Here is a 26286-nt window from a genome sequence, read left to right as displayed (position 1 = left end):
AATAGACTATGTGCAGATTGTTGGAAATCCTTCTGATCGGTTTGTTCGGATGCCTGCTTCCCGTCGTGGGACAGGACGTCCGGGGCAAGTATAATTTCAATGCCGAATGGCTGCTGCATGTGGGCGACGACCCTCAGGCCCGCGAAGTCCGGTTTACCGACCGGGACTGGAAGCAGGTCACCCTGCCCCGTCCCTTCAACGAAGACGAGGCTTTCCGGCTCAGTATCGAGCAGCTGACCGACACCGTCGTGTGGTATCGCAAGCACTTCCGCCTGCCGGCCGGTTCGCGGGGGAAGAAGGTTTTTGTCGAGTTTGAAGGCGTGCGCCAGGGAGCCGACTTCTACCTCAACGGGCATTGCCTCGGTTTGCACGAGAACGGTGCGATGGCGGTCGGTTTCGATCTGACTCCCTATATCCGCTATGGCGGCGACAACGTGATGGCCGTCCGCGTGGACAACAACTGGAACTACAAGGAGCGGGCCACCGATACGAAGTACCAGTGGAGCGACCGTAACTTCAATGCCAACTACGGCGGCATCCCGAAGAACGTTTGGCTGCATGTCACGGACAAGCTGTATCAGACGCTTCCCCTCTATAGCAACCTGAAGACTACCGGTGTCTACATCTATGCCGAAGACATCCGCGTGAAGTCGCGCAAGGCGGTCATTCATGCCGAGTCCGAGGTGCGGAATGAATACGGTCGGGCGAAGGAAGTGTGCTGCCGTGCGGAACTGATTGACCGCGACGGCCGTCTGCTGAAGACGTTTGAAAGCTCTCCTGTCGTCGTGGAGCCCGGCGGGCAGACGGTGCTGAAGGCCGAGTCCGAGGTGGACGGGCTTCACTTCTGGAGCTGGGGCTACGGCTATCTGTACGTGGTGAAGACCAGTCTCTGGGTGGACGGCGAAAAAGTGGATGAAGTCAGCACGCGAACCGGTTTCCGCAAGACCCGCTTCGGCAAAGGAAAGGTCTGGCTGAACGACCGCGTCATCCAGGTGAAGGGTTTTGCCCAGCGCACCAGCAACGAATGGCCGGGTGTGGGCATGAGTGTTCCGGCCTGGCTGAGCGACTACAGCAACGGCCTGATGGTGGAAGGCAACGCCAACCTGGTGCGTTGGATGCACATCACGCCCTGGAAGCAGGACATCGAGTCGTGCGACCGTGTGGGCCTGATGCAGGCCATGCCTGCCGGTGATGCGGAAAAAGACCGTCAGGGCCGCCAATGGGAGCAGCGTGTCGAACTGATGCGCGACGCCATCATCTACAACCGCAACAATCCGAGTATCATCTTCTACGAATGCGGCAACGAATCCATCAGCCGCGAACACATGCTGGAGATGAAAGCCCTGCGCGACCGGTACGACCCTCACGGCGGACGTGCCATCGGCTCGCGCGAGATGCTGGACATCCGGGAGGCGGAGTACGGCGGTGAAATGCTGTACATCAACAAGAGCAGCCACCATCCGATGTGGGCGATGGAATATTGCCGCGACAAAGGCCTGCGCAAGTATTGGGATGAATATTCCTATCCTTATCATAAGAACGGCGCGGGAAACGATTCGTTCCGTTCGGCCATGACAAATACGGTTCAGAAGAAGGTCGATGCCAGGGCCTACAACCACAATCAGGACTCGTTTACCGTCGAAAACGTCATCCGCTGGTTCGATTATTGGCAGGAACGTCCGGGTACGGGCGACCGTGTCAGCTCCGGTGGCGTCAAGATCATTTTCTCGGACACGAACACACACTATCGCGGGGTGGAGAACTATCGCCGCAGCGGCGTGACCGACCCGATGCGCATACCGAAAGATCCTTTCTTTGCCCATCAGGTGATGTGGGACGGATGGGTGGACATCGAGCACCCGCGCATTCATATCGTAGGGCATTGGAACTACAACGATACGGTGGTGAAACCCGTGTATGTCGTTTCGAACACGGAGCGGGTGGAACTGTTTCTGAACGGGAAATCATTGGGATGCGGTGAGCAAAAGTACCGTTTCCTCTATACATTCGACCGTGTTGCGTTTGAACCGGGGACGCTCGAAGCGGTGGGCTACGACGAGCATGGCAGGGAATGCTGCCGCACCCGGTTGCAGACAGCCGGCCGGCCGGAGCAAATCAGGCTGAGTGTCATTCAAAATCCGAAAGACTGGAAGGCCGATGGAGCCGATATGGCACTCTTGCAGGTGGAAGTGACCGATAAGGACGGCTTGCGTTGTCCCCTGGCCCATGACGTAATCCATTTTGAACTGGAAGGCCCGGCCGAATGGCGGGGCGGCATTGCGCAAGGCCCTGACAACTGTATCTTGTCTAAAGACCTGCCGGTGGAATGCGGTGTCAATCGTGCGTTAATCCGTTCGCTTGTGCAGGCGGGCACCGTCCACATCAAGGCTGTGGCGGACGGACTGAAACCTGCCGAAGTCCGGCTGACGACCTTGCCGGTGGAAGTGGAACAGGGATTGAGCCGTTACATCCCCGGCGATGAGTTGGAAGGAAGACTGACGCGGGGTGAGACTCCGCTTACTCCTTCGTATGTGGTGACAAAGGTGGATGCGGGCATCCTCTCGGCAACGGCAGGAGCCAATGCCGATAAGGCCGGCAACAGTTTTGATGACAATGAGCTGAGCGAATGGACGAACGACGGCCGCTTGCAGACGGCCTGGATTACCTATCGTCTGGAACGGGCGGCGCGTGTCGATGAAATCTGTATGAAGCTGACAGGCTGGCGCATGCGCAGTTATCCGTTGGAAATCTATGCGGGCAAGGAATTGATATGGAGCGGTGAGACAGAGAAAAGCTTGGGATATATCCATCTCAAAGTGAAGCCTGTGCGGACCGATGAAATAACCGTCCGTCTGAAGGGAGCCAGCAAAGAGGGAGATGAATTCGGCCAGATTGTAGAAGTGGCAGCGCCTGCCGCCGGTGAACTGGATCTGTTCAAGGCAAAGAACGGGGACAAGACCAACCATGAATTGCGTATTGTAGAGATTGAGTTTAAAGAAAATCTGCGGCAATAAAATCCCTGCATTCGATCAGAATGGAGATGGATCATTTGTTTGAAGATTTGAGAGTGTGGACAAAAAAACATAGATATGAATAATTTTCTATTTAAGGGTTTGAACGGTGTCGCTATCTTTGTAAACAATAAGAATGTAAAACGATGAATAGGAAGAATGCTTTTATAGGTTTGTGTTTAGGCCTGTCGACGGCTTTCCAGGTTCATGCCCAGAAGCCTGTGACTGCTCCGATGAAAGACGTAAATCAGGTGATAGACAATACGCTTGACAGTTTGAACAAAGCACGTACAGCGCGTCCGGTTCCCGGTTCCAGTCGTAAGGGAGATCATCCCGTGTTGTTCCTGGTCGGGAACAGCACGATGCGTACAGGTACTTTAGGTAACGGGAACAATGGACAATGGGGATGGGGCTATTTTGCCCATGAGCATTTTGATGAAAACCGTATAACGGTGGAAAATCATGCTTTGGGCGGCACCAGCAGCCGCACGTTCTACAACCGCCTTTGGCCGGAAGTGCTGACGGGCATTCGCAAGGGTGACTGGGTGATTATCGAGTTGGGACATAACGATAATGGGCCGTATGACAGCGGTCGTGCCCGTGCTTCTATCCCCGGAATCGGCAGAGATTCGTTGGCGGTGACGATTAAAGAGACGGGGGCAAAGGAAACGGTCTATACGTATGGGGAATACATGCGCCGGTTCATTCGCGATGTGAAAAAACGCGGAGCCTATCCCATCTTGATGTCGCTGACCCCTCGTAATGCCTGGGAAGATGCGGACAGTACTATTGTGACCCGCGTCAGTGAGACCTTTGGATTGTGGGCAAAGCAAGTTGCCAAAAAGGAACATGTGCCTTTTATAGATCTCAATGAGATTACAGCACGTAAATTTGAGACTTTCGGGAAAGAGAAAGTGAAATATATGTTCTATCTGGATAGAATTCACACCAGTGAGTTCGGTGCCCGTGTGAATGCCGCTTCCGCTGCCGAAGGCATCCGTAATTACAAGAATCTGGCTTTGGCCAAGTATCTGAAGCCCATAGAAAAAGATACGGTTACAGGTGCTACGCGTAAGGAAGGGTGTCCCGTGCTCTTTACCATCGGCGACAGTACGGTACGCAATGAAGACAAAGGAGACGGCATGTGGGGCTGGGGAAGTGTGATAGCGGAGTGCATGGACACGACGCGCATCACAGTGGAAAATCATGCCATGGCCGGACGCAGTGCGCGAACGTTTTTGGATGAAGGACGCTGGGACAAGGTGTATAATGCGCTTCAGCCGGGTGATTTTGTATTGATACAGTTCGGACACAATGATGCAGGTGACATCAACACGGGCAAGGCGCGGGCTGAATTGCCGGGAGCAGGGGGTGAGAGCAAGGTGTTCAAAATGGAAGCGACCGGTAAGTATCAGGTTGTTTATACTTTTGGCTGGTATTTGCGTAAGTTTATCATGGATGTCAGGGAGAAGGGCGCTTATCCGATTGTGTTGAGTCACACCCCTCGAAACAAATGGGATAATGGCCGGATCGAACGTAATACCGATTCATTTGGCGCATGGACTCGTCAGGCTGCTGAGGAAACGGGCGCTTGGTTTATTGACTTGAATAAGATTACGGCAGACAAGTTGCAGGATATGGGCTTCAATGAAGGATTGCGTGTTGTCGGGGAGTATTTTAAACGTGACCATACCCATACGTCCTTAAAGGGAGCAAGATTGAATGCTCAAAGCATTGTGGATGGATTGAAGCAAACAGACTGTCCGTTGAAGAATTATATAAAATAATGGTATAACCCCTTTAGTTATCATTCGCATGAGAAACATTTGCATAGCCTTTTTATTATTGGCAGTCGCGTTGGAAGTAAAAGCACAAAATGTGTCGGGACTGAATAAGAGTGAGTTTTCGAAATACTGGAAGGTAGAATCGGAATCGCCGGATTATAGCGTGACGTTTCGTGGTGATACGGCTGAGATTGTCGCACCGAAGGGACTTACCTTATGGCGCAAAGAGAAGATGAGCGGAAAGGTAACCATCGAATATGATGCCTGTGTCGTCGTGGAAAATGAAAGGGATCGCTTGAGCGATTTAAACTGTTTCTGGATGGCATCGGATCCGAAATATCCGAATGATTTGTGGAAGCGTGTGAAATGGCGTAATGGTATTTTCTTAAACAGTTACTCTTTACAACTTTATTATATGGGGTATGGCGGAAATCACAACTCAACAACCCGATTCCGCCGTTATGACGGAAATGAAGCCGGTGTGACAGATGCCGAAGCTCGTCCTGCAATTCTGAAGGAGTATAAAGACAAGGAACATTTGTTGGAAGCAAACCGTTGGTATCATATCCAGATAACAAATGAGAACAATAGGGTTAGTTATTATATAGATGGGAAGCGCCTGGTGGATTTTAGGGATGCCAATCCGTTGACTGAAGGCTGGTTTGGATTCCGAACCACCTTGTCGCGTACCCGCATTACCCATTTCCGATATTCATGCGAACCCTTGCAAGGAAATGAAGTCGCATTGCATTGGATTGGTGGTGAACCCGCTCAAGCCAAGGCGGTAAGTTTCGGCGTGCCTTTTGACGAGGGATATGTAAAGTCCGGTACCGATTGGCAGTTGGTGTCGGGTAAAGAGAAAAAGGAAATACAGATAGATACGTGGCCGTTGGCTTATTGGCCGGATGGTTCGGTAAAGTGGTTGGGAGTAGCGGGTGTCGTACCTGCTTCAGCCGGTGAGCTTGTCCTTTCCAAGATGGAAGATAAAAGAAAGGGGAAGAAATCTGCCGAAGAAAATGGCCTGCTGATTGATGAAACGGCTCAGGACATTCGGATAGAGACCGGTGTGCTTTCAGCGTATATTCCTCGAAAGGGAGAATTCTTAATAGACAGCTTGGTTTATAAAGGAATAAAAGTAGGTTCTTGTGGGCGTTTGGTTTGTACTACACAGAGCGAACCCGCATTGGAAACGACCTCTCAAATAGCTTTTGTCAACTATGCCGGTGAGGTGAAGTCGGTTTCTGTGGAGCGGGCGGGGAATGTGCGTGCGGTAGTGAAACTTGAAGGAGTGCACAGAAGCAATGATGGGCGCGAGTGGTTGCCGTTTGTGGTTCGTCTTTATTTTTATGCCGGAAGCGAGCAAGTCAAGATGGTGCACAGTATCGTGTTCGATGGGGATGAGAAGAACGATTTCATCCGTGCTTTGGGAGTGCGTTTCACAGTACCTATGCGCGAAGCGCTTTACAACAGGCATGTCGCTTTTTCATGTGCAGATGGAGGCGTCTGGAGTGAGCCGATTCAACCGTTGGTAGGACGTAGGGTGTTGTCGCTCCCGAAAGATGAAGATAAGAATGCCCCTCTTTTGCAACAACAACAGATGGAAGGCAAACGCATACCCGAATATGATAAGTTTGATTCCCCTAACCGAAATTTGATAGATAATTGGGCTTCATGGGACGGGTATCGCCTTTCTCAATTAACAGCGGATGCTTTTTCCATTCGCAAACGGGCCAATACCGATAATCCATGGATTGGAACTTTTTCCGGGACACGTAGTAACGGTTTTGCATTTCTTGGGGACGTAAGCGGCGGTTTAGGACTTTGTCTGCATGATTTCTGGCAATCCTATCCTTCTTCCATTGAGGTTACAGGCGCAAAAACAGAAGAGGCAACCATTACGGCGTGGCTTTGGAGTCCCGATAGTGAACCGATGGATTTGCGGCATTATGATAATGTAGCCCATGACTTGAACGCCAGTTATGAGGATGTTCAGGAGGGGCTGAGCACCCCTTATGGCATTGCCAGAACCACGACGCTTACTTTACTCCCTCAGGGAGGGTACACGGGGAAAGCCGATTTTGCACTTGTCGCTGAACAGTTTTCAAGTCCGGCAGGAGTGCTGATGCCTGTCCCTGAATATTTGCATGCTCGCAGGGCTTTTGGCGTATGGAGTTTGCCCGACAGGACTACGGCATTTCGTGCAAAAATAGAAGACCGGTTGGAGTCTTTTGTAGAGTTCTATACAAAAGCCATAGAGCAGAATAAATGGTATGGCTTCTGGAATTATGGAGATGTGATGCACGCTTATGACCCGGTTCGTCATACTTGGCGATATGATATTGGAGGTTTTGCCTGGGATAATACGGAACTTGCCTCCAACATGTGGTTGTGGTATAATTTTTTGCGTACAGGGCGTGCCGATCTTTGGCAAATGGCGGAAGCGATGACCCGTCATACGGCTGAGGTGGATGTCTATCATATTGGACCGAATGCGGGACTGGGCAGCCGCCATAATGTAAGTCATTGGGGATGTGGCGCGAAAGAAGCGCGTATCAGTCAGGCTGCGTGGAATCGCTTTTATTATTATCTCACTACAGACGAACGTTGTGGTGACCTGATGACAGAGGTAAAGGATGCAGAACAGAAATTATATACCCTCGACCCGATGCGTTTGGCACAACCGCGTGAACAATATCCTTGTACGGCGCCGGCACGTTTGCGCATAGGCCCCGATTGGTTGGGCTACGCCGGTAATTGGATGACAGAATGGGAACGTACAGGTAATGAAGCCTATCGCAATAAGATTGTAGCCGGAATGAAGAGTATAGCCGCATTGCCAAGCCGGATTTTTACCGGTCCCCTGGCATTGGGATTTGACCCGGCTACCGGGATTATAACCAGTGAGTGCGATCCTAAACTTCAAACGACGAATCATCTGATGACAATTATGGGCGGTTTTGAGGTGATGAATGAAATGATGCAAATGATTGATTTACCCGAATGGAGAGAAAGCTGGTTGGATCTGGCCGCTAATTATAAACAGAAATCATGGGAACTTCGTCGTAATAGTTTTCGGATTTCTCGTCTTCATGCATACGCTGCTTATTATTCGCGTGATATGCAGAAAGCGAAAGAAGCGTGGGATGATTTATGTGCGGATGTCCCTTCTGTAGAGAAAGGTGGACTTAGCGTGGAAACGGTTCTGCCTCCTTTTGTGCCTTCCGAGTTGGATGAATGCAAATATATTAGTACGAATGATGCTGCGACATGGAGTCTGGATGCAATATATATGCAGGAAGTGATACCTTGGGGTGAATGAAATATAGGGTTCTTGTCTGTCTTAATGTTGAGATAAAATGTGGAAGGATTTGAGATTGTTTGTCACCGTTGCCTTGATGATGCTTGCCGGCAATCTGTCTGCAAGTCGGGATTTTGTTGCCGGTTCGCAGAAACTATTGAATATCTCTTGTGTAGAGGAAGAAGCTCCGGTCGTACATACTGCTTTGCAGATATTGACACGTGACTGGCAGGCTGTTTTTGGTGTGAAGCCTCAAATCAGCCTTTCCGGTGGGGATGTTATCGTGGGAACATGGGAAAGTCCTTTAATCCGACAGACCGGTGTTGATGTCAGTATGCTTCAAGGGAGACATGAAGCTTTCCTGCTGAAAGTTTCTCCAAAAGGTCGTCTGCTCATTGCCGGTAGCGATAAGCGCGGTACTGCTTACGGCATTATGGAATTGTCACGGCTAATCGGTGTTTCGCCATGGGAATGGTGGGCGGATGTAGTTCCTAAACCACGAAAAGAGTTTGTCCTGCCTGCATCGTATAAGGATCTACAAGAACCCTCAGTCGATTTTCGGGGTATTTTCATCAATGATGAGGATTGGGGACTTACTCCTTGGAGTGGGTTGACTTATGAACCTACTTCAGTAAAAGGGCAAATAGGGCCTAAAACACATGCACGCATCTTTGAGTTACTGCTCCGTCTGCGTGCCAATACATTTTGGCCTGCCATGCATGAATGTTCTGTCCCTTTTTATTTTACAGAAGGCAATAAAGAAGTTGCAGATAAATATGGTATTTATATTGGTACTTCCCATTGCGAACCGATGATGCGAAATACGAATGGCGAATGGAAACGGGATGGGAAGGGTGAATATGACTATGTGAATAATCGGGAGAATGTACGAACCTTTTGGGAGGAACGTATTAAAGAAGTGGCAGGATATGACAATCTCTATACATTGGGAATGAGAGGTGTGCATGACGGAGCCATGAATGGTGCAAAGACGGTTGGTGAACAGAAGCAAGTACTTGAACAGGTATTAAAGGATCAGCGTAGCTTACTGGCTCGTTATGTAGATGAAACGGTGACCGATATTCCTCAGGTTTTTATACCATATAAAGAAGTTCTGGATGTCTATAATGCCGGACTGGAGGTTCCAGATGATGTGACCTTGATGTGGTGTGACGATAATTATGGCTATATCCGTCATTTCCCGACAGAAGCGGAAAAGGCTCGGAAGGGTGGCAATGGGATTTATTATCATATTTCTTATTGGGGACGTCCCCATGATTATCTTTGGCTTTGCACGGTTCAGCCAGGTTTGATTTATCAGCAAATGGCTCAGGCTTATGAACGAGGCATTCGCAAAATGTGGATATTGAATGTTGGGGATATCAAACCGGCCGAATATCAGATCGAATTGTTTTTAGATATGGCCTGGAATATTGGTGAAGTGAAGAAACAGGGTGTTACTGAGCATTTGCATTGTTTCCTGGAAAGAGAGTTTGGCCAATCTGTTGCTACGCAAACGCTCCCGGTCTTGCTTGAACATTATCGCTTGGCTTATATACGTAAGCCTGAGTTTATGGGTGCGACCCGTACAGAGGAAAAGGATCCTAAGTATAAGATTATAGCCGATTTGCCTTGGAGTGAAACTTACATCAGAGAACGTATATCTGCTTATCAACAGCTTTCAGATCGGGTGGAAAAGATTTCATCTGAAGTCGCAGACAGTCGGAAAGATGCGTTCTTTCAACTGATAAAATATCCTGTGCAAGCAGCTGCGCAGATGAATTTTAAGTTGTTGGAGGCTCAGTTGGCCAGACATGGAAAAGGAGACTGGAGAAAGAGTGATATGGCTTATGATAGCATCGTGTCCTTGACCCGGCTATATAATATGGGCAAATGGGATCGTGTAATGGATTGCTCTCCTCGCTGTTTGCCTGTTTTTAATCGTGTGCCGCATTCTATGTCTACAGAGAATATGTTGGAAGAGCCTAAAATCCTTTTTCAATGGAATGGCGCTGATTGCATCGAAGTTCATCCTGCGATATGTGAAGGAATCGGTTACGAAGGGAAAGCCGTTGCTTTGGGTCAAGGACAACAACTCTCTTTTGATTTTGAATGTCAATCGGCTGCCGATTCTTTAGTCTTTGAAGTTTGTTTGCTCCCGAATCATCCGGTTGAGGGTGAAGAACTTCGTTTTGAGCTTTCTTTGGATGGAGGTGAAGGGATTGTTTGTAGTTATCAGACAATAGGGCGGAGTGAAGAATGGAAGGTCAATGTTTTGCGTAATCAGGCCATCCGTCGTGTTGTGCTGAAGCCGCAAGCTACAGTAAATCATCGGTTGAGATTCAAGGCTTTGGATGAAGGTGTTGTCTTGGATCAGATTAAGGTTTATGAGAATTGACATTGGTCGCGGGGTTTTGATTGATGATTTTATAGTTGAACGTAAATTGGAAGAAGGACTGAGATGAAAAGAGAATTGTCTTTATGGTTAATGTTATGGGGGCTTTTGGGGGGAGGAATCGTTTCATGTGATGTAGCTCCTGATTCTTTATATAAGGAAGTGTACGTGGAGGCCCCTTTTCCCATGAAACCGATAAAGGAATATATTTTCCCTTCTACAAATTTTTTGGTTACGGATTATGGGGCGGTCGCTGATGGAAAGACGATAAATACGGAGGCGATTAATTCCGCGATTGAGATTTGTAGCCGTTCAGGAGGAGGGCGGGTCGTTATTCCGAAGGGAGAATGGTTGACAGGGCCAATCCACATGAAAAGTGGGGTAAACCTGCATTTGTCAGAAGGCGCCGTTTTGCGATTTACAGATAATCCACAGGATTATTTGCCTGCTGTTATGACATCCTGGGAAGGTATGGAGTGTTATAACTATTCTCCGTTGATTTATGCTTTTGATTGTGACAACATTGCAATAACGGGTAGTGGTGTGTTGGCTCCGGTGATGAATACCTGGCGTGAATGGTTTGGACGGCCTCAACCTCATTTGAATGCTTTGAAAACGTTGTACACTATGGCTTCTACTTATGTTCCTGTTGAACAACGTCAAATGGCCAAGAATGAGAACAATCTTCGACCTCATTTATTACATTTCAATCGTTGTCGGAATGTGTTGCTTGATAGTTTTAGTATCAGGCAAAGTCCTTTTTGGACAATTCATCTTTATTTATGCGATGGTGCCATCGTTCGTAATCTCGATGTGAAAGCTCATGGGCATAATAATGATGGAATTGATTTGGAGATGAGTCGGAATATACTGGTTGAGAAGTGTATTTATGACCAGGGAGACGATGGCATTGTAATAAAATCCGGTCGTAATCAGGATGCGTGGAGGTTGAATGTACCTTCGGAAAATATTGTAATCCGTAATTGTCAAATACGGAAAGGGCATTCTTTATTGGGAATTGGCAGTGAAATGTCTGCGGGTGTTCGTAATGTATATATGCATGATTGTATAGCTCCCGATTCTGTTTTTCGTCTGATTTTTGCCAAGACAAACCATCGCAGAGGCGGATTCATAGAGAATATTTGGGTGAAAAATATCAAAGCGAGTAAGATGCAGCGTGTTTTAGAGATAGATACAGATGTATTATATCAGTGGAGAGATTTGGTGCCTACTTATAAAGATAGCCTTACGCGTATAAGTGATATTTATCTTGATAGTATCTTGTGTGATCGGGCAGAAGTTGTATATGATTTGAAGGGAGACGTCCGTTTGCCGATTAAAAGGGTTGAAATTAAAAATGTCTTTGTAAAAGAAGTGACAGATACCGTGAAGAATATAGTAAATGCAGAGGATATAAGAGAAGAGAATTTACGATATAACGAAAACAGCTAAAATAGATGGGACAGATTAAGAACTTATTAAATGCAGTGGTTGCCTTTAGCGTGGCGACTTCTTTGTATGCACAGCCTCATTATGATTATTCCAAACTTCAACGTGAAGATCTGGGAAGAGGCGTTGTGGCTATCCGTGAAAGCGAGAGTGCGGTATGCCTTTCCTGGCGTTATTTTTCATCTGATCCGGTTCAGACAACTTTTAATGTGTATCGGAATGGTGAGAAAATAGCGGAAGTTCCAAGTAACGTAGGGACTTTCTATAGGGATCTCTATGCAGGGGGCGAAAAGACAGTTTATACAGTAAAGGCTGTAGTCGACGGGAAGGAACAGCAGGGTAAGTGTGAGTCTTATATTTTACCCGCAGATGCTCCTATGGGATATTTGCAGATTCCGTTAGATAAGCCTGATGATGGGGTGACACCGGCAGGCGATACATTTACTTATAGTGCAAACGATGCCTCTATTGGTGATGTTGATGGAGACGGACAGTATGAAATCATTCTAAAATGGGATCCCTCCAATGCACGTGATAATTCCCATGATGGTTATACAGGAAATGTATTGTTGGATTGTTATCGTTTGACAGGGGAGAAGTTGTGGCGTATTGATTTAGGACGTAATATCCGTGCCGGAGCTCATTATACTCAGTTCATGGTGTTTGACCTGGATCATGATGGCAAAGCTGAAGTCGTAATGAAAACAGCCGATGGAACGGTAGATGGCAAAGGACAGGTGATCGGTAAAGCTGATGCTGATTATCGGGAAGCAGGAATTGCTAATGATAAAGAACATACCCGTACTCTTCAGGGACGAATTTTGAAGGGTAATGAATATTTGACGGTTTTTAGTGGGCTGACGGGTGAAGCGTTGAAAACCGTTGATTATGTGCCTGCTCGTGGAAATGTTCAGGACTGGGGAGATGATTATGCAAACCGTTGTGACCGTTTCTTGGCTTGTGTGGCTTATTTGGATGGAATCCATCCGAGTGTAGTGATGTGTCGCGGATATTATACGCGGACTGTCTTGGCTGCTTTTGACTGGGATGGAAAAGAACTTACCCAGCGTTGGGTATTTGATAGCAATAATCCGGGTGGAGAAGGATATGCCGGTCAAGGAAATCATAACCTGCGTGTAGGTGATGTGGATGGTGATGGATGTGATGAGATTGTATATGGATCTTGTGCAATAGACAATGACGGAAAGGGCCTTTATACGACAGGTATGGGGCATGGCGATGCCATGCACATGACGTGTTTTTCTCCTACAATGCAAGGACTTCAAGTGTGGGATTGCCATGAGAATAAAAAAGACGGTTCAAGTTTCCGTGATGCAGCTACGGGAAAAGTGCTGTTTCAAATAAAAAGCCCGATGGATGTCGGTCGTTGTATGGCTATGGATATTGATCCGCGTAATATCGGACTGGAGATGTGGTCTTCAGATTCGCATGGACTTCGCAACCTGCAAGGAGAAGTAATCGGATCGACTCCTAAATCAATGCCAGTTAATATGGCTGTATGGTGGGATGGTGACTTGCTTCGTGAACTATTGGATAAGAATACTGTGTTAAAATATGACTGGGAAGAGAATATATGCAAACCTTTAATTAATTTTGATGGGGCGGCTTTTAATAACGGTACCAAATCCAATCCTTGTTTACAAGGTGATTTGATTGGTGATTGGCGTGAAGAAGTGTTGGTGCGTGATGTGGATAGCAAAGCATTGCGTTTGTATGTGACAACCATCCCTACGCAATATCGTTTCCATACCTTTTTGGAGGATCCTATTTATCGTATCAGCATCGCGACGCAAAATGTTGCCTATAATCAGCCTACACAGCCCGGCTTCTATTTTGGGACAGATCTGGGGAAAGGTTTGTTTAGAGGATATGAGTTTAAGTAAGAAGATTAATTTAATACCATTAAGACATGAATCTGAAAACATTAAGTATGATGGGCACCCTGTTGTTCTTGGCAGGTTTAGGAGCCTATGCACAGAAAAAAAATGCAATGAATGACTCGAATACTCCCTTACATCTGTTGCAGCCGGAGTATAAAGTGCCTTATGGCGAATTGTCTGTAAAAGACATAAAGTCCGATATGGATCGCATCTTGCACTATCTGGAAGTTAATACCCCTACACGTGTAGTAGATAAGAAATCTGGAAAGGTAATAACCGACTATAACAAACTGGATGTAAATTCTCAACTGGAACGGGGAGCTTTCCGTTTGGCCAGTTACGAATGGGGAGTAACCTATTCGGCGATGCTTACTGCGGCCGAAACTACAGGTGATCAAGCTTATCTCAATTACGTAAAAGACCGATTTACGTTTCTTGCCGAAGTGGCTCCTCATTTCCGTCGTGTACTTGAGAAGGAAGGCGATGTCGATCCCCAGATGAAACAAATTCTGACTCCCCATGCCTTAGACGATGCCGGAGCTGTGTGCGTGGCTATGATCAAAGCCATGCAGAAAGATCCTTCGCTGAAGCTGGACGGGTTGATAGAAAATTATATGGACTTTATCTTGAATAAAGAATATCGGTTGGCTGATGGAACGTTTGCACGGACTCGCCCTCAGCATAACACGTTGTGGCTCGATGATATGTTTATGGGTATTCCGCCGGTAGCTTATTATTCTTATGTGGCGAGTGAGAAGAAGGAAAGTTATATGGCAGAAGCTTTGCGGCAGATTTTCCAATTTGCAGAGCGCATGTGGGTGTCCGAGAAACAGCTCTTCCGGCATGGATGGGTGGAAGGTATGCAGGATCATCCGGCTTTCCACTGGGGACGTGCTAACGGTTGGGCGTTGCTGACAATGTGTGAAGTGCTTGATGTATTGCCCGAGGATTATCCTCAGCGTGATAAACTATTGAAGCTTTTCCGTGCCCATGTCCGCGGATTGGCGGCATGTCAGAGCGGGGAAGGCTTTTGGCATCAATTACTCGATCGCAATGACTCGTACCTTGAAACATCGGCTACAGCCATTTATGTATATTGTTTCGCACATGCCATCAACAAGGGCTGGATTGACGCGATGGCCTATGGGCCTGTAGCCCAACTCGGTTGGCATGCCGTATCTACTCAAATCAATGAAGAGGGGCAGGTTGACGGAACTTGTGTCGGTACGGGCATGGCCTTTGATCCGGCATTCTATTATTATCGTCCGGTCAATGTGTATGCAGCCCATGGCTATGGCCCTGTGATATGGGCCGGTGCCGAGATGATTAAAATGCTTGGTGAGCAACACCCAAAGATGAATGACAGTGCCGTGCAATATTATCGGACAGAACAAAAGACGAATGAACCGATTTTCCATGTAACCGATGGGGATAAATAATGATAACTATCTATATTGATAAGGAGAATTTTTTATGAAACGTGAAGCTTTTAAGATGTTCTTGAAACCGGGTTTCGAGAAAGAGTATGAGAAAAGGCATGCAGCAATCTGGCCGGAGTTGAAAAAGATGCTTTCGGACGGTGGTGTTTATGATTATTCTATTTATTGGGATAAAGATACGAACATCCTGTTTGCTTGTCAAAAGACAAAGGGTGAGGAATCATCTCAGGATATGGGTGGCAATCCGATTGTCCAGAAGTGGTGGGACTATATGGCCGATATTATGGAAGTCAATCCTGATAATTCCCCTGTTACAATTCCGCTGCCTGAGGTGTTCCACATGGATTGATTGTGTGACACATTGTAAAAATAGTACATCGGTTTTTTCTGATGTACTATTTTTTTTGTACATTTGTTCGCTATGGAACATATTTGTGTATGAGAAAACTATTTTTACTACTTATATCTGTATTATTCAGTCTGTATGTCGCGGCTGATATTGAAATACGTTCGGAACATCTGACGACCAGTAATGGCATTTCCAATAACTCTGTTCGCTGTATGTATCAAGACAGCAAAGGGTTTATCTGGATGGGCACGCTGAACGGATTGAGCCGGTATGACGGCAATTCTTTTGTGACTTACCAGCCGAGTCAGGAAGGAGGAATTACGCTGGGCGATCATCGTATCCGTGATCTGGTAGAAGACAAGAACGGATTTTTGTGGATAGCGACGTTGGCAGAAGTATATAGCTGCTATGACCTGCAGCGGGAATGTTTTGTAGACTTCACGGGGTGTGGGGAATATCGGGAACTCTATAGCGACAAAATCATAGACCGTAATGGGAATGTTTGGCTTTGGCTGAATGGAAACGGATGCCGAAAAATAACCTATGCAGACGGACAGTTTTCCTCTACCGTATTCAAGGCGGAAAAGAATAATCTGCCTTCCGATCGGGTGGTATATGTATATGAGGATGCACAGGAAGGCATCTGGATTGGTACGGACAATGGGGTGGTTCAGGTTGTCGGGGATCGTACCGTTTTGACAGTTCCTTCTCATCAGGCTTCTAAGATTATTTCCGATGGAAGGGATCTTTTCTTTTTGTCGGCGGATGGCCGTTTTGCCGTAAAGAGAGGGGATGAGGAATGCAAGTATGTAGCTCGTCTGCAAGAAAGCGGAATCCACATTGATGGAGAACTGCGCATACAGGATGATTGGGTCATATTTACCAATAAGGGATGTTACGTATTCAATTTAAAAACGTTTGAACTCAGAAAGAATACGTTGTTGGATGTGCAGAACGGACAGGTACAGAAAGATAATCGTGGTAATTATTGGATATTCAATCATACCGGAAAGGTTTGGTATCTTGATGCGCAGACCCGTGCAGTCAAGTCTTTTCAGCTTATACCTTCCGATCGGGTAACTTATATAGACGAAGAACGTTATCATATAGTCTGGGACTCACGCGACCTGATCTGGATATCCACGTATGGAAACGGATTGTTTGTTTATGATCCGGCGCAGGATGTATTGCAGCACTTTACTGCCGATATGAGCGTTATCAGCCATGTAGCATCCAATTATCTTCTCTATCTTATAGAAGACCGAACTGGAGGAATCTGGGTAAGTACCGAATATGCGGGTGTTTCCCATATAATGGTGTTGAGTGAAGGCTCTGACAGGGTGTTCCCGGAAAAAGATTCATGGGACGGTCGCGCCAATGCCGTAAGGATGATTAATCGTATGGCAGGCGGAAACATCTGGTTAGGTACGCGCCAGGGTGGATTGTATGTGTACGATCAAGTGTCGCGAACATTGGAAAAACGTGACTTTTATGATTCGAACGTTTATGCTGTGGCCGAGGGTTCCGATGGTAGTCTTTGGTTAGGTACGCGTGGAAATGGCCTTTCTATTGACGGGAAATGGTATAGGAACACCTCGGACGATGCGTCTTCGCTGGGCAGTAACAGTATTTTTGCGATGCTGCGCGACCAAAAGGAGCGTATGTGGATCGGGACGTTTGGCGGAGGATTGAATTTGGCTGTACCGGACGAAGGAAGGGAGGAATATCATTTTCGACGTTTTTTTACCGATACGTATTCGCAGAGGCAGATACGGGTCATTTGTGAAGAACCGAATGGCTATTTGTGGGTTGGTTCGAGTGCGGGAATCTTTATTTTTCATCCCGACTCTCTTCTGCAAGATCCTCAGAATTATGTAGCTTATAATATAGACAACGGTGCCTTGCAAAGTAACGAAATCAAATGTATGCTGCACGACAGCAAAGGACGTATGTGGCTGGGTACGTCGGGCAAGGGTTTCAGTATGTGCCGTCCCGAGGGGAATTATAAAGATCTGGATTTCGTTCATTTCGACGTAAGCGACGGCTTGGTGAACAGCATGGTACAATCCATTGCTGAAGATCGGAACGGAAAGCTGTGGATTGCTACGGAGTTGGGGCTTTCTTGCTTCGACCCCGACCGCTATACGTTCGAAAACTTCTTCTTTTCATCCTATATCTTAGGGAATGTCTACAGCGAGAACAGTTATGCGGTGGCCGATGACGGAACACTGCTGTTCGGTTCGAATTACGGGCTGGTGGTTGTGGATCCCGAAGTTGTGGTGGATAATACACCGGAGCCGCCGATGGTGTCGTTCACCAATCTGCACGTCAACGGCATCGCCGTGCGTCCGGGCGATGTGGATTCGCCGTTAGAACGCGCGATGATCTATACAGACAAGATTGAACTGAAATATTTTCAGAATTCGTTCGTGATAGACTTCTCTACGTTTGAGTACTCGATGGTCAACGACATCAAATATACTTACCGTCTGGACAATTACGACCGAGGGTGGAGTTCTCTGTCGTCCCTGAATTTCGCTGCTTACAAAAACCTCGATCCGGGGCATTACACCCTGCGTGTAAAGGCGTGTAACGGCCAGGGTGTCTGGGCGAAGAAAGAAGCCGTCCTGCAGGTAGTCGTTGTTCCGCCGTTCTGGCGCACGGGATGGGCATTCTTCCTCTATGTGCTTGTGGCTGCCGTAATGTTCTATGTCATTTTCCGGTTGGTTCGCAATTTCAACGCCTTGCGTAACCGCATTCAGGTGGAGAAGCAGCTGACGGAGTACAAACTGGTCTTCTTTACCAATATCTCCCATGAGTTCCGCACACCGTTGACACTGATACAGGGTGCTTTGGAGAAGCTACAGCGTATGGAGAAAATTCCCAAAGAGATGAATTATTCGCTCAAGGTGATGGAGAAGAGTACTCAGCGCATGCTGCGTCTGATTAACCAGCTGCTTGAATTCCGTAAGATGCAGAACAACAAGCTGGGCCTCTCGTTGGAAGAAACGGATGTCATTACTTTCCTGTACGAGATATTCCTGAGTTTCAGTGATGCTGCCGAATCGAAGAATATGGATTTCCAGTTCGTGCCTTCGTGTACGTCCTACACGATGTTTATCGACAAGCGGCATTTGGATAAAGTGACCTACAACCTCCTATCCAACGCCTTCAAATACACTCCCAGCGGAGGAAAAGTGACCTTCACCGTCGATGTGGACGAGGAACGGAAAAAACTCGTCATTACCGTCCGCGATACGGGAGTCGGCATTCCGCCGGAAAAACGCAATGAACTGTTCAAGCGCTTCATGCAGAGTAGCTTTTCCGGGAGCAGCGTGGGAGTGGGCCTGCATTTAAGCCACGAGTTGGTCTGCGTGCATAAGGGTACCATTGAATTCAGCGAGAACGAGGGAGGAGGCTCTGTATTCACAGTGACCCTGCCTACAGACCCCTCTGTCTACGAGGAGAAAGACTTCCTTATTCCCCACAATGTCCTGCTCGAGGAAGAACGGAAGCACCAGGAGCAGGTGGCCGCTGCCCGCATGGAGGCCGATGTCGAGCTGCCCGAAGTGGATCCTCTCAACAAGAAGCGGGTGCTCATCATCGAGGACGATAACGACGTGCGCGAGTTTCTCAAGGAAGAAATCGGGCGTTATTTTGAAGTCGTGGCCGAGGCCGACGGTTTGGCCGGACTGGCGCGTGCCCGCGAATACGATGCCGACCTGATCATCTGCGACGTCCTGATGCCCGGCATGACAGGCTTTGAAGTGACCCGCAAGCTGAAAGACGACTTCAATACGAGCCATATCCCCATTATCCTGCTTACCGCCATGAGTTCCGTCGAGAGCCATTTGGCGGGTGTGGAGAGTGGGGCCGACGCCTACATCACCAAGCCTTTCAGTCCCAAACTGCTCTTGGCGCGTGCCTTCAAGCTGATAGAACAGCGCGAGAAGCTGAAGGAAAAGTTCTCCAACGCTCCCAACATGCTCCGCCCCAACATCTGCTCCTCCGACAAGGACAAGGCCTTTGCCGACCGGCTTCAGGCCGTTGTCGAACAACAACTGGAGAACACCCAGTTCACCGTCGACGAGTTTGCCTCCATTATGGGTTTGGGTCGTACAGTCTTCTACCGCAAGGTGCGTGGCGTGACCGGCTATTCGCCGAACGAGTACATCCGCATCGTGCGCATGAAAAAGGCTGCCGAGCTGCTGCTGGAGAGTAACTATACCGTGTCCGAGGTATCTTACAAGGTGGGCGTCAACGACCCGTTCTATTTCAGCAAGTGTTTCAAGCATCATTTCGGCGTCTCGCCTTCGGCCTATCGTGAAGGCACGAAGGCAAAGCCTGAAGACGCGTCTTCCGACGGGTCGGACGAGGCCTGAGCGCCGCTGTCCGTCCTGCCGCCGGGCCTTTTCGCATGTCTGTCCGGGCGGTATATGCCGTTGTCCGGTCAGCTTTCTTTCGCTTTGAAGGCGAGCGCGTACATGCGCATCTGCTTTACCATAGCCAGCAGGCCGTTGCTGCGGGTGGGTGAGAGGTGTTCCTGCAGGCCGATGCGGGGAATGAAGTAAAGGTCTGCGGCCAGGATTTCGTCGGGAGTGTGTCCCGAAAGCACCTTGATGAGCAGGGCAATAATGCCTTTTACGATGAGAGCGTCGCTCTCGGCCTGGAAGATGACTTTGCCGTCTTCTTCGTCGGCCTGCAGCCACACGCGACTTTGGCATCCTTCTATCAGGTTCTGGTTGGTCTTGTAGCGTTCGTCGAGGGGCGGCTGCTCGTTGCCCAAGTCGATGAGCAGCTGGTAGCGGTCCATCCAGTCGTCGAAGTCGCTGAATTCGGCGATGACTTCGTCTTGTATTTCGTTGATTGTCATATCTGTTGTTTTTTTGAAATTATTTCTCGTTATAGATTACCTCCAGCACCGTCTGCCCTACGGCCATCAGCGTGTTCTTGTCTATCACGTCCATGGTGTCGCCCGTGGTGTGCCAGAAATCGCCGAAGCCTGTGTCGCACTTCGGGTCGTAGTTGATAATGTCCACGCAGGGTATCTTGCGCAGGTTGTAGACGTAGAGATGGTCGTCCGTCACCTCCGTTCCGTCCTCTTTGGGGAAGAAGGAACCGAAGCCCAGACGGTGGGCGGCGTCCCAGATCTTTTTTACCTGCCTGCCTGCCGTGCGTTTGGAGAAAAGCTCCTGATAGAAAGTGGCGTTCTTGCCGCCTACCATGTCGAGCAGGATGCCGAAGCGGGCATTGTAGTTATCCACATGGGGCACGCGTCCCCAATATTGCGAACCGAGACACCAGGTGTCGGGCCTGTACGGCCCCTTGTAGAAGATAGGTGTGCCGTAGTCTTCGGCGTCGAAGAAGATGATGTCGATACCGATGGCAGGTGCCTGCTTTTGCAGTTGGCGGGCCACTTCGAGCAGCACACCCACGCCGCTGGCTCCGTCGTTCACGCCCAGGATGGGTGTCTTGTGTTTCGCCTTGTCCGGGTCTTCGTCGGCATAGGGGCGGCTGTCCCAGTGGGCGAAGAGCAGTACGCGGCGACGGCTGTCGGGATTATAGGCGCCGATGATGTTGCGTGCCTTCAGGATCGTGTTGTCGTAGGCCACGAGATCGGCATATTCATTGTAAACCTTGGCACCGAACTGTTCCAGTTTGGCGGCTAAGTAGTCGCCGCAAGCCCGATGGGCTGTCGTGTTGGGTACGCGGGGGCCGAAGTCGGCTTGAGCCTGAACATAGGTGTAGGCGCTGTCGGCATTGAACGGGGGAACGTTGACGGTTTCTTTCTTGTCCTTGTCTTCCTTCAGGCTGGAGGCGTTGCTCTTGTTGCCGCAGGCCACGGCAGCCACTACCATTAGCAGGAGCAGGGAAGCAAAGGTGCATTGTTTTCTTTTCATAATTAGGGGCTTATTTATCTAATGAAATATACTTTTTTAATAAGGAAATCGTCGGTTTATAATTGGAAAGTGAGCCGTACTTCTTTTTTACTAACATCCAACCGGACGGGAGCGCCATTGATGAGCGGCAAGTTCATCGTGACGTGTCCCACCGGAAAGTTGAAGCAGACGGGGTAGTCGTATTCCTTCACCAAGTCGGCCAAGGCTCCGTAGAGATCCTTGCCCAGCTGCTTCTTCTCTTCGTACTCGGTGAACTGGCCGATGATAAGGCCCGACAGGCGTTCCAGTATGCCGCCCAGTTTCAGGTTGTACATCATGCGTTCGATGGTGTGGGGGCGTTCGCCCACATCTTCTATAAAGAGTACGGTGCCGTCGGCAGGGATGTCGTAGGGCGTGCCGCGCAGGCCGTTGAAGACGGAGAAGTTGCCTCCGCGCAGAGTACCTTCGGCCGTACCGTGACGGTTCAGCTTGTGAGTGTCGCAGGTATAGCTGAAACTTCCTTCGGGTGTGACGATAGTTCCGGTCAGGATGTCGCGCAGGGCTTGTGCGGAGAAATCATCTTCAGGCTCTACAGTCAGGTGACGTGCCATTGGCGCATGCAGTGATGCGAAACCTTCCTTCTGCCACAGGTTGTGCAGAACGGTGATGTCGCTGAAACCGATAAGCCACTTGGGCGACTTCCTGAAGCAGCAGAAGTCTATCTTGCCTATGAGGTGCACCGCTCCATATCCGCCGCGACTGCACAGGATGGCCCGCGTGTCCAGGTCGTCCATTGCCGCTTGCAGATCCTCCAGCCGTTGGCTGATGGTACCTGCATACTGGCCGTAGGAACTTCCTGCGTGACGCGATAGTACGGGATGCAGTCCCCATGAGGTCAGCCGCTCGACGGCTCCTTTCAGGAATGACTTGTCTATCTTCCCGGAAGGCGACAGGATGACGACTTTGTCGCTTTCGTGCAGGTAAGGAGGAATAATCAGTTTGTCCATATACGTCCATCTTAATCTATGTCGCTGCAAAAATAGTGAAAGGTGAGAGCAATACAAAATAAGCTCGTTTATTTTGCATGGCGGAACACCGCCTCCTGTTTTATGGTTCACCGCAGATTATGCGGATTGTTTCTGTTTCATCGTCTGTCACTGATAGAAAAATCTGTGTCCATTCGGGTATCTGTAGCCCGCCTTGTTGCGTTTTTCCGTAGTGAAAAGACCTTCCGTTGTCAAAATGTTATTGAATGGATGCAAAAACAACGGAGTGAATGCTGTATTTCTCGACATTTTTTCGGATATTTGCTGAAAATCTAACGTTCATGAAGCCTATACGTAACTTTGACCAACTGACGGAACACCTGAAGAAGCTGAACTGCAGGAAGCGTATTGCCGTAGTCTGTGCCAACGATCCCAACACCGAGTATGCTATCGCAAGAGCCTTGGAAGAAGGCATTGCCGAGTTTCTGATGATAGGCGATTCGGCCATCCTTGAGAAATATCCTTCGCTGAAGCGATACCCCGATTACATCCGCACCATCCACATCGAAGATCCCGATGAGGCGGCCCGCGAGGCAGTACGCATCGTGCGTGCGGGAGAGGCCGACATTCTGATGAAGGGCATCATCAACACCGACAACCTGCTTCACGCCATTCTCGACAAGGAACGCGGCCTCTTGCCTAAGGGCAGGGTGCTGACCCACCTGGCCGTGATGCAGATACCGGCTTACGACAAGTTGCTGTTCTTCTCGGACGCCGCCGTCATTCCGCAGCCCACGCTGCAACAGCGCATTGAAATGATCTGGTACGCCATCCGCACCTGTCGTCGTTTCGGTATCGAGCAGCCCCGCATCGCCCTGATACACTGCACGGAGAAGGTCAGCGCCAAGTTCCCCCATTCGCTGGACTATGTGAATATCATCGAGCTGGCCGAAGCGGGCGAGTTCGGCGACGTCATCATCGACGGCCCGCTGGACGTGAAGACCTCGTGCGAGAAGACCAGTGGCGGCATCAAGGGCATCGTCTCTCCCATCGACGGCGAGGCCGATGTGCTTATTTTCCCCAATATCGAGTCGGGCAACGTCTTCTACAAGGCGGTCTCCCTCTTTTCGCATGCCGACATGGCGGGATTGCTGCAAGGCCCCGTCTGTCCTGTGGTGCTGCCTTCGCGAAGCGACAGCGGCCTGTCCAAGTATTACAGCATCGCCATGGCGTGCCTTACGAGCGACGGGCAGGATATTGGCGGATAATGCAAATCCGTATTGGAAAACAAGCGGCATTGTTCTTCTGACAGGCTGCTTGTTCAAGGAGACTGCAATATAAAAGAATGAGATAATTAACTGAATAGCCAACGTTTAAACCTCAGAAGCGATTTCCAACTCCCGATGTGCCTGAATCATAGGAGGAAGTTGTCAATCATTCACCATATTTCATGAAGATATTAGTCATCAATCCCGGCTCCACCTCGACTAAGATGGCCGTTTTCGAGGACGAAAAGCCTGTTTTTGTTAAGACGCTGCGCCACTCTGTCGAAGAGCTGGTGCGCTTCCCGCGAGTCATCGACCAGTTTGAGTTCCGCAAGAACTTGGTGCTTGCCGAACTGGAGCACGAGGGCATCCCCTTTGTCTTCGATGCCATTATCGGGCGGGGCGGCTTGCTGAAGCCCATTCCCGGTGGTGTTTACGAGGTAAACGATGTGATGCTGAACGACTGTATGCACACCATGCGCACTCATGCCTGCAACTTAGGCTGCCTGATAGCCTCCGAACTGGCCCACGACCTGCCCGGCTGCCGGGCATTCATCGCCGACCCCGGTGTGGTGGACGAACTGGACGAAGTGGCACGTGTGACGGGATCGCCCCTTATGCCCCGCATCACCATCTGGCATGCCCTGAACCAGCGTGCCATTGCCCGCCGCTATGCCGCCGAGCGGACGGCGGAACAACCCGACAGGCCCGTGCGTTACGAAGACCTGAACCTGATTGTCTGTCATCTGGGTGGCGGCATTTCTGTGGCCGCCCACCGCAAGGGACGCTGTGTGGATGTGAACAATGCCCTCGACGGCGAAGGCCCTTTTTCGTCCGAGCGGGCCGGTACCTTGCCGGCGGGCGATCTTATCGACCTCTGCTTCTCCGGCAAATGGTCGCAGAGCGAACTGAAGAAGCGCATTTCGGGCCGTGCGGGCTTGGCGGCGCACTTGGGCACTACGGACGTACAGGCTGTGGTGAAGCGCATTGAGGAAGGTGACGAGCATGCCCGGTTGGTGTTAGACGCCATGATTTATCAGATAGCCAAGAGTGTGGGCGCAGCGGCAGTCGTACTCTATGGGCAGGTGGATGCGATCCTGCTGACGGGCGGTATCGCCCATTCGGACTACATTATCTCCCGCCTGAGAGAGCGCATCTCTTTCCTGGCGCCCGTCCGCGTCTACCCCGGCGAAGATGAACTGGAAGCCCTGGCGCTGAATGCGTTGGGTGCGTTGCGGGGCGAACTGACGGTGCAGGTGTATCAGTAACGTGCATTCGAGTCCCTTTTCAAAGAAACCGTCTGTTTCTTTGGAATTTTTTATTGTGCTTCGGCATCCTTCTGCTCTTCGGCTTTGCGTAACCAATAAAGCGCCTGTTCATCGTCTTGTGTTACGCCTTGACCCTTGTAATAACAAAGCCCTAATTTAATTTGTGCGTCGGCATATCCTTGTTCTGCGGCTTTGCGGAACCAATAAGCCGCCTGTGCATCGTCTTTTGTTACCCCTTGACCATTCGCATAACAAACCCCCAAATTATATCGTGCTTCGGCTAATCCTTGCTCTGCGGCTTTGTGGTACCAATAAACTGCCTGTGCATCGTCTTTTGTTACACCTTCACCATTGTAATAACAATTCCCTAAATTAAATTGTGCTTCGGCTAATCCTTGCTCTGCGGCTTTGCGGTACCAATAAATTGCTTGTGCAAAGTCTTTTGGTACACCTTGCCCCTTCTCATAATATATTCCTAAATAAAATTGTGCTTGGGCATGTCCTTGCTCTGCGGCTTGACGGTACCAATACACCGCCTGTGCAAAGTTTTTTGTTACACCTTCACCACTATAAAAACATACCGCTAATTTAAATTGTGCTTCGGCTAATCCTTGTTCTGCGGCTTTGCGGAGCCAATAAACCGCCTGTTCATCGTCTTGTGTCACGCCTTCACCCTTCTTATAACATGTCCCTAAATTACATTGTGCTTGGGCGTCTTCTTGCTCTGCGGCTTTACGGAGCCAATGCACCGCCTGTGTAATGTCTTTTGTTACACCTTGCCCCTTCTCATAGCAAACCCCTAAATTGCATTGTGCTGGGGCATATCCTTGCTTTGCGGCTTTTTGGTACCAATACACTGCCTGTGCAAAGTCTTTTGTTACACCTTCACCCTGGTAATAACAATGCCCTAAATTATATTGTGCTGGGGCGTATCCTTGCTCTGCGGCTTTTCGGTACCAATACACCGCCTGTTCATCATCTTTTGTTACACCTTCACCATTATCATAAAATATCCCTAAACTACATTGTGCTTGGGCGTCTCCTTGCTCTGCGGCTTTGCGAAACCAATACACTGCCTGTGTGTAATTTCCGGCATTGTAATATTCCAATCCTTTGTTGACATACCGTTGCGCATCTTGTGTGCATCCGGTTCCAAAGAGGAAAATGAAACAAAGTAATAAACCGATATTTTTCGGAGCAGCGGCGTAGTTCCGTGGCAGGGCTAACCGAATATCCGACTGACTCGGTACATGAAGAATGGC

The 26286-nt window shown here is 49.1% G+C and carries 15 protein-coding genes; 11 read left to right on the top strand and 4 right to left on the bottom strand.

Annotated features, from left to right (window positions below):
* Window positions 1–8 precede the first annotated feature (8 nt).
* The 9 genes from Q0Z70_RS03565 to Q0Z70_RS03525 all read left to right on the top strand — a co-directional run bounded on the left by Q0Z70_RS03565 (window position 9) and on the right by Q0Z70_RS03525 (window position 20008).
* On the top strand, window positions 9–3014 hold the full coding sequence (locus tag Q0Z70_RS03565; RefSeq protein ID WP_298072719.1) for a DUF4982 domain-containing protein: 3006 nt from the start codon (window positions 9–11) through the stop codon (window positions 3012–3014).
* 143 nt (window positions 3015–3157) lie between these two features.
* The gene (locus Q0Z70_RS03560) at window positions 3158–4798 is read left to right on the top strand and encodes a rhamnogalacturonan acetylesterase (RefSeq protein ID WP_298072717.1); all 1641 of its coding nucleotides are present in this window, start codon (window positions 3158–3160) and stop codon (window positions 4796–4798) included.
* A gap of 28 nt (window positions 4799–4826) precedes the next feature.
* Entirely contained in the window at window positions 4827–8114 is a 3288-nt protein-coding gene (locus Q0Z70_RS03555; protein WP_298072715.1) for a DUF6250 domain-containing protein, read from the top strand.
* 76 nt (window positions 8115–8190) lie between these two features.
* The gene (locus tag Q0Z70_RS03550) at window positions 8191–10491 is read left to right on the top strand and encodes a glycosyl hydrolase 115 family protein (RefSeq protein WP_298072772.1); all 2301 of its coding nucleotides are present in this window, start codon (window positions 8191–8193) and stop codon (window positions 10489–10491) included.
* Between the two features lie 90 nt (window positions 10492–10581).
* Window positions 10582–11940 (top strand): glycoside hydrolase family 28 protein, encoded by a 1359-nt coding sequence (locus tag Q0Z70_RS03545; protein ID WP_298072770.1) that lies wholly within the window; start codon window positions 10582–10584, stop codon window positions 11938–11940.
* A gap of 5 nt (window positions 11941–11945) precedes the next feature.
* Complete coding sequence (locus Q0Z70_RS03540) at window positions 11946–13841, top strand: rhamnogalacturonan lyase (RefSeq protein WP_298072713.1); 1896 nt, start codon at window positions 11946–11948, stop codon at window positions 13839–13841.
* Window positions 13842–13867: 26 nt separating this feature from the next.
* Window positions 13868–15277 (top strand): glycoside hydrolase family 88 protein, encoded by a 1410-nt coding sequence (locus Q0Z70_RS03535; RefSeq protein WP_298072710.1) that lies wholly within the window; start codon window positions 13868–13870, stop codon window positions 15275–15277.
* A 34-nt stretch (window positions 15278–15311) separates the two neighbouring features.
* On the top strand, window positions 15312–15626 hold the full coding sequence (gene rhaM, locus Q0Z70_RS03530) for an L-rhamnose mutarotase (RefSeq protein WP_298072708.1): 315 nt from the start codon (window positions 15312–15314) through the stop codon (window positions 15624–15626).
* An 89-nt stretch (window positions 15627–15715) separates the two neighbouring features.
* Window positions 15716–20008 carry a two-component regulator propeller domain-containing protein gene (locus Q0Z70_RS03525; RefSeq protein WP_298072706.1) on the top strand — a complete coding sequence of 1431 codons (4293 nt, stop codon included), beginning with the start codon at window positions 15716–15718 and terminating at the stop codon, window positions 20006–20008.
* A gap of 68 nt (window positions 20009–20076) precedes the next feature.
* Here the strand turns inward: Q0Z70_RS03525 and Q0Z70_RS03520 are convergent, their stop codons facing one another.
* From Q0Z70_RS03520 to Q0Z70_RS03510, 3 genes are read right to left on the bottom strand one after another with little or no spacing between them, the layout of a single operon-like run.
* Window positions 20077–20499 carry a SufE family protein gene (locus Q0Z70_RS03520; RefSeq protein ID WP_298072704.1) on the bottom strand — a complete coding sequence of 141 codons (423 nt, stop codon included), beginning with the start codon at window positions 20497–20499 and terminating at the stop codon, window positions 20077–20079.
* Window positions 20500–20518: 19 nt separating this feature from the next.
* Window positions 20519–21526 (bottom strand): M28 family peptidase, encoded by a 1008-nt coding sequence (locus Q0Z70_RS03515; protein WP_298072702.1) that lies wholly within the window; start codon window positions 21524–21526, stop codon window positions 20519–20521.
* Between the two features lie 56 nt (window positions 21527–21582).
* On the bottom strand, window positions 21583–22512 hold the full coding sequence (locus Q0Z70_RS03510) for an LD-carboxypeptidase (protein WP_298072700.1): 930 nt from the start codon (window positions 22510–22512) through the stop codon (window positions 21583–21585).
* 320 nt (window positions 22513–22832) lie between these two features.
* Here Q0Z70_RS03510 and Q0Z70_RS03505 point away from each other — a divergent pair, with 320 nt between their 5' ends.
* Together Q0Z70_RS03505 and buk are read left to right on the top strand one after the other, a co-directional pair.
* Window positions 22833–23759 carry a phosphate acyltransferase gene (locus Q0Z70_RS03505; RefSeq protein ID WP_298072698.1) on the top strand — a complete coding sequence of 309 codons (927 nt, stop codon included), beginning with the start codon at window positions 22833–22835 and terminating at the stop codon, window positions 23757–23759.
* A 182-nt stretch (window positions 23760–23941) separates the two neighbouring features.
* The gene (gene buk, locus Q0Z70_RS03500) at window positions 23942–25024 is read left to right on the top strand and encodes a butyrate kinase (protein WP_298072696.1); all 1083 of its coding nucleotides are present in this window, start codon (window positions 23942–23944) and stop codon (window positions 25022–25024) included.
* A gap of 50 nt (window positions 25025–25074) precedes the next feature.
* Here buk and Q0Z70_RS03495 read toward each other — a convergent pair.
* On the bottom strand, window positions 25075–26286 hold a 1212-nt coding region (locus Q0Z70_RS03495), incomplete at its 5' end, for a tetratricopeptide repeat protein (protein ID WP_298072694.1).

The sequence above is a fragment of the uncultured Bacteroides sp. genome (genome assembly GCF_947632445.1).
Classification (GTDB): domain Bacteria; phylum Bacteroidota; class Bacteroidia; order Bacteroidales; family Bacteroidaceae; genus Bacteroides.
The sequence above is the reverse complement of the archived record's forward strand: the minus strand, read 5'-3'. Positions and strand labels throughout refer to the sequence as shown.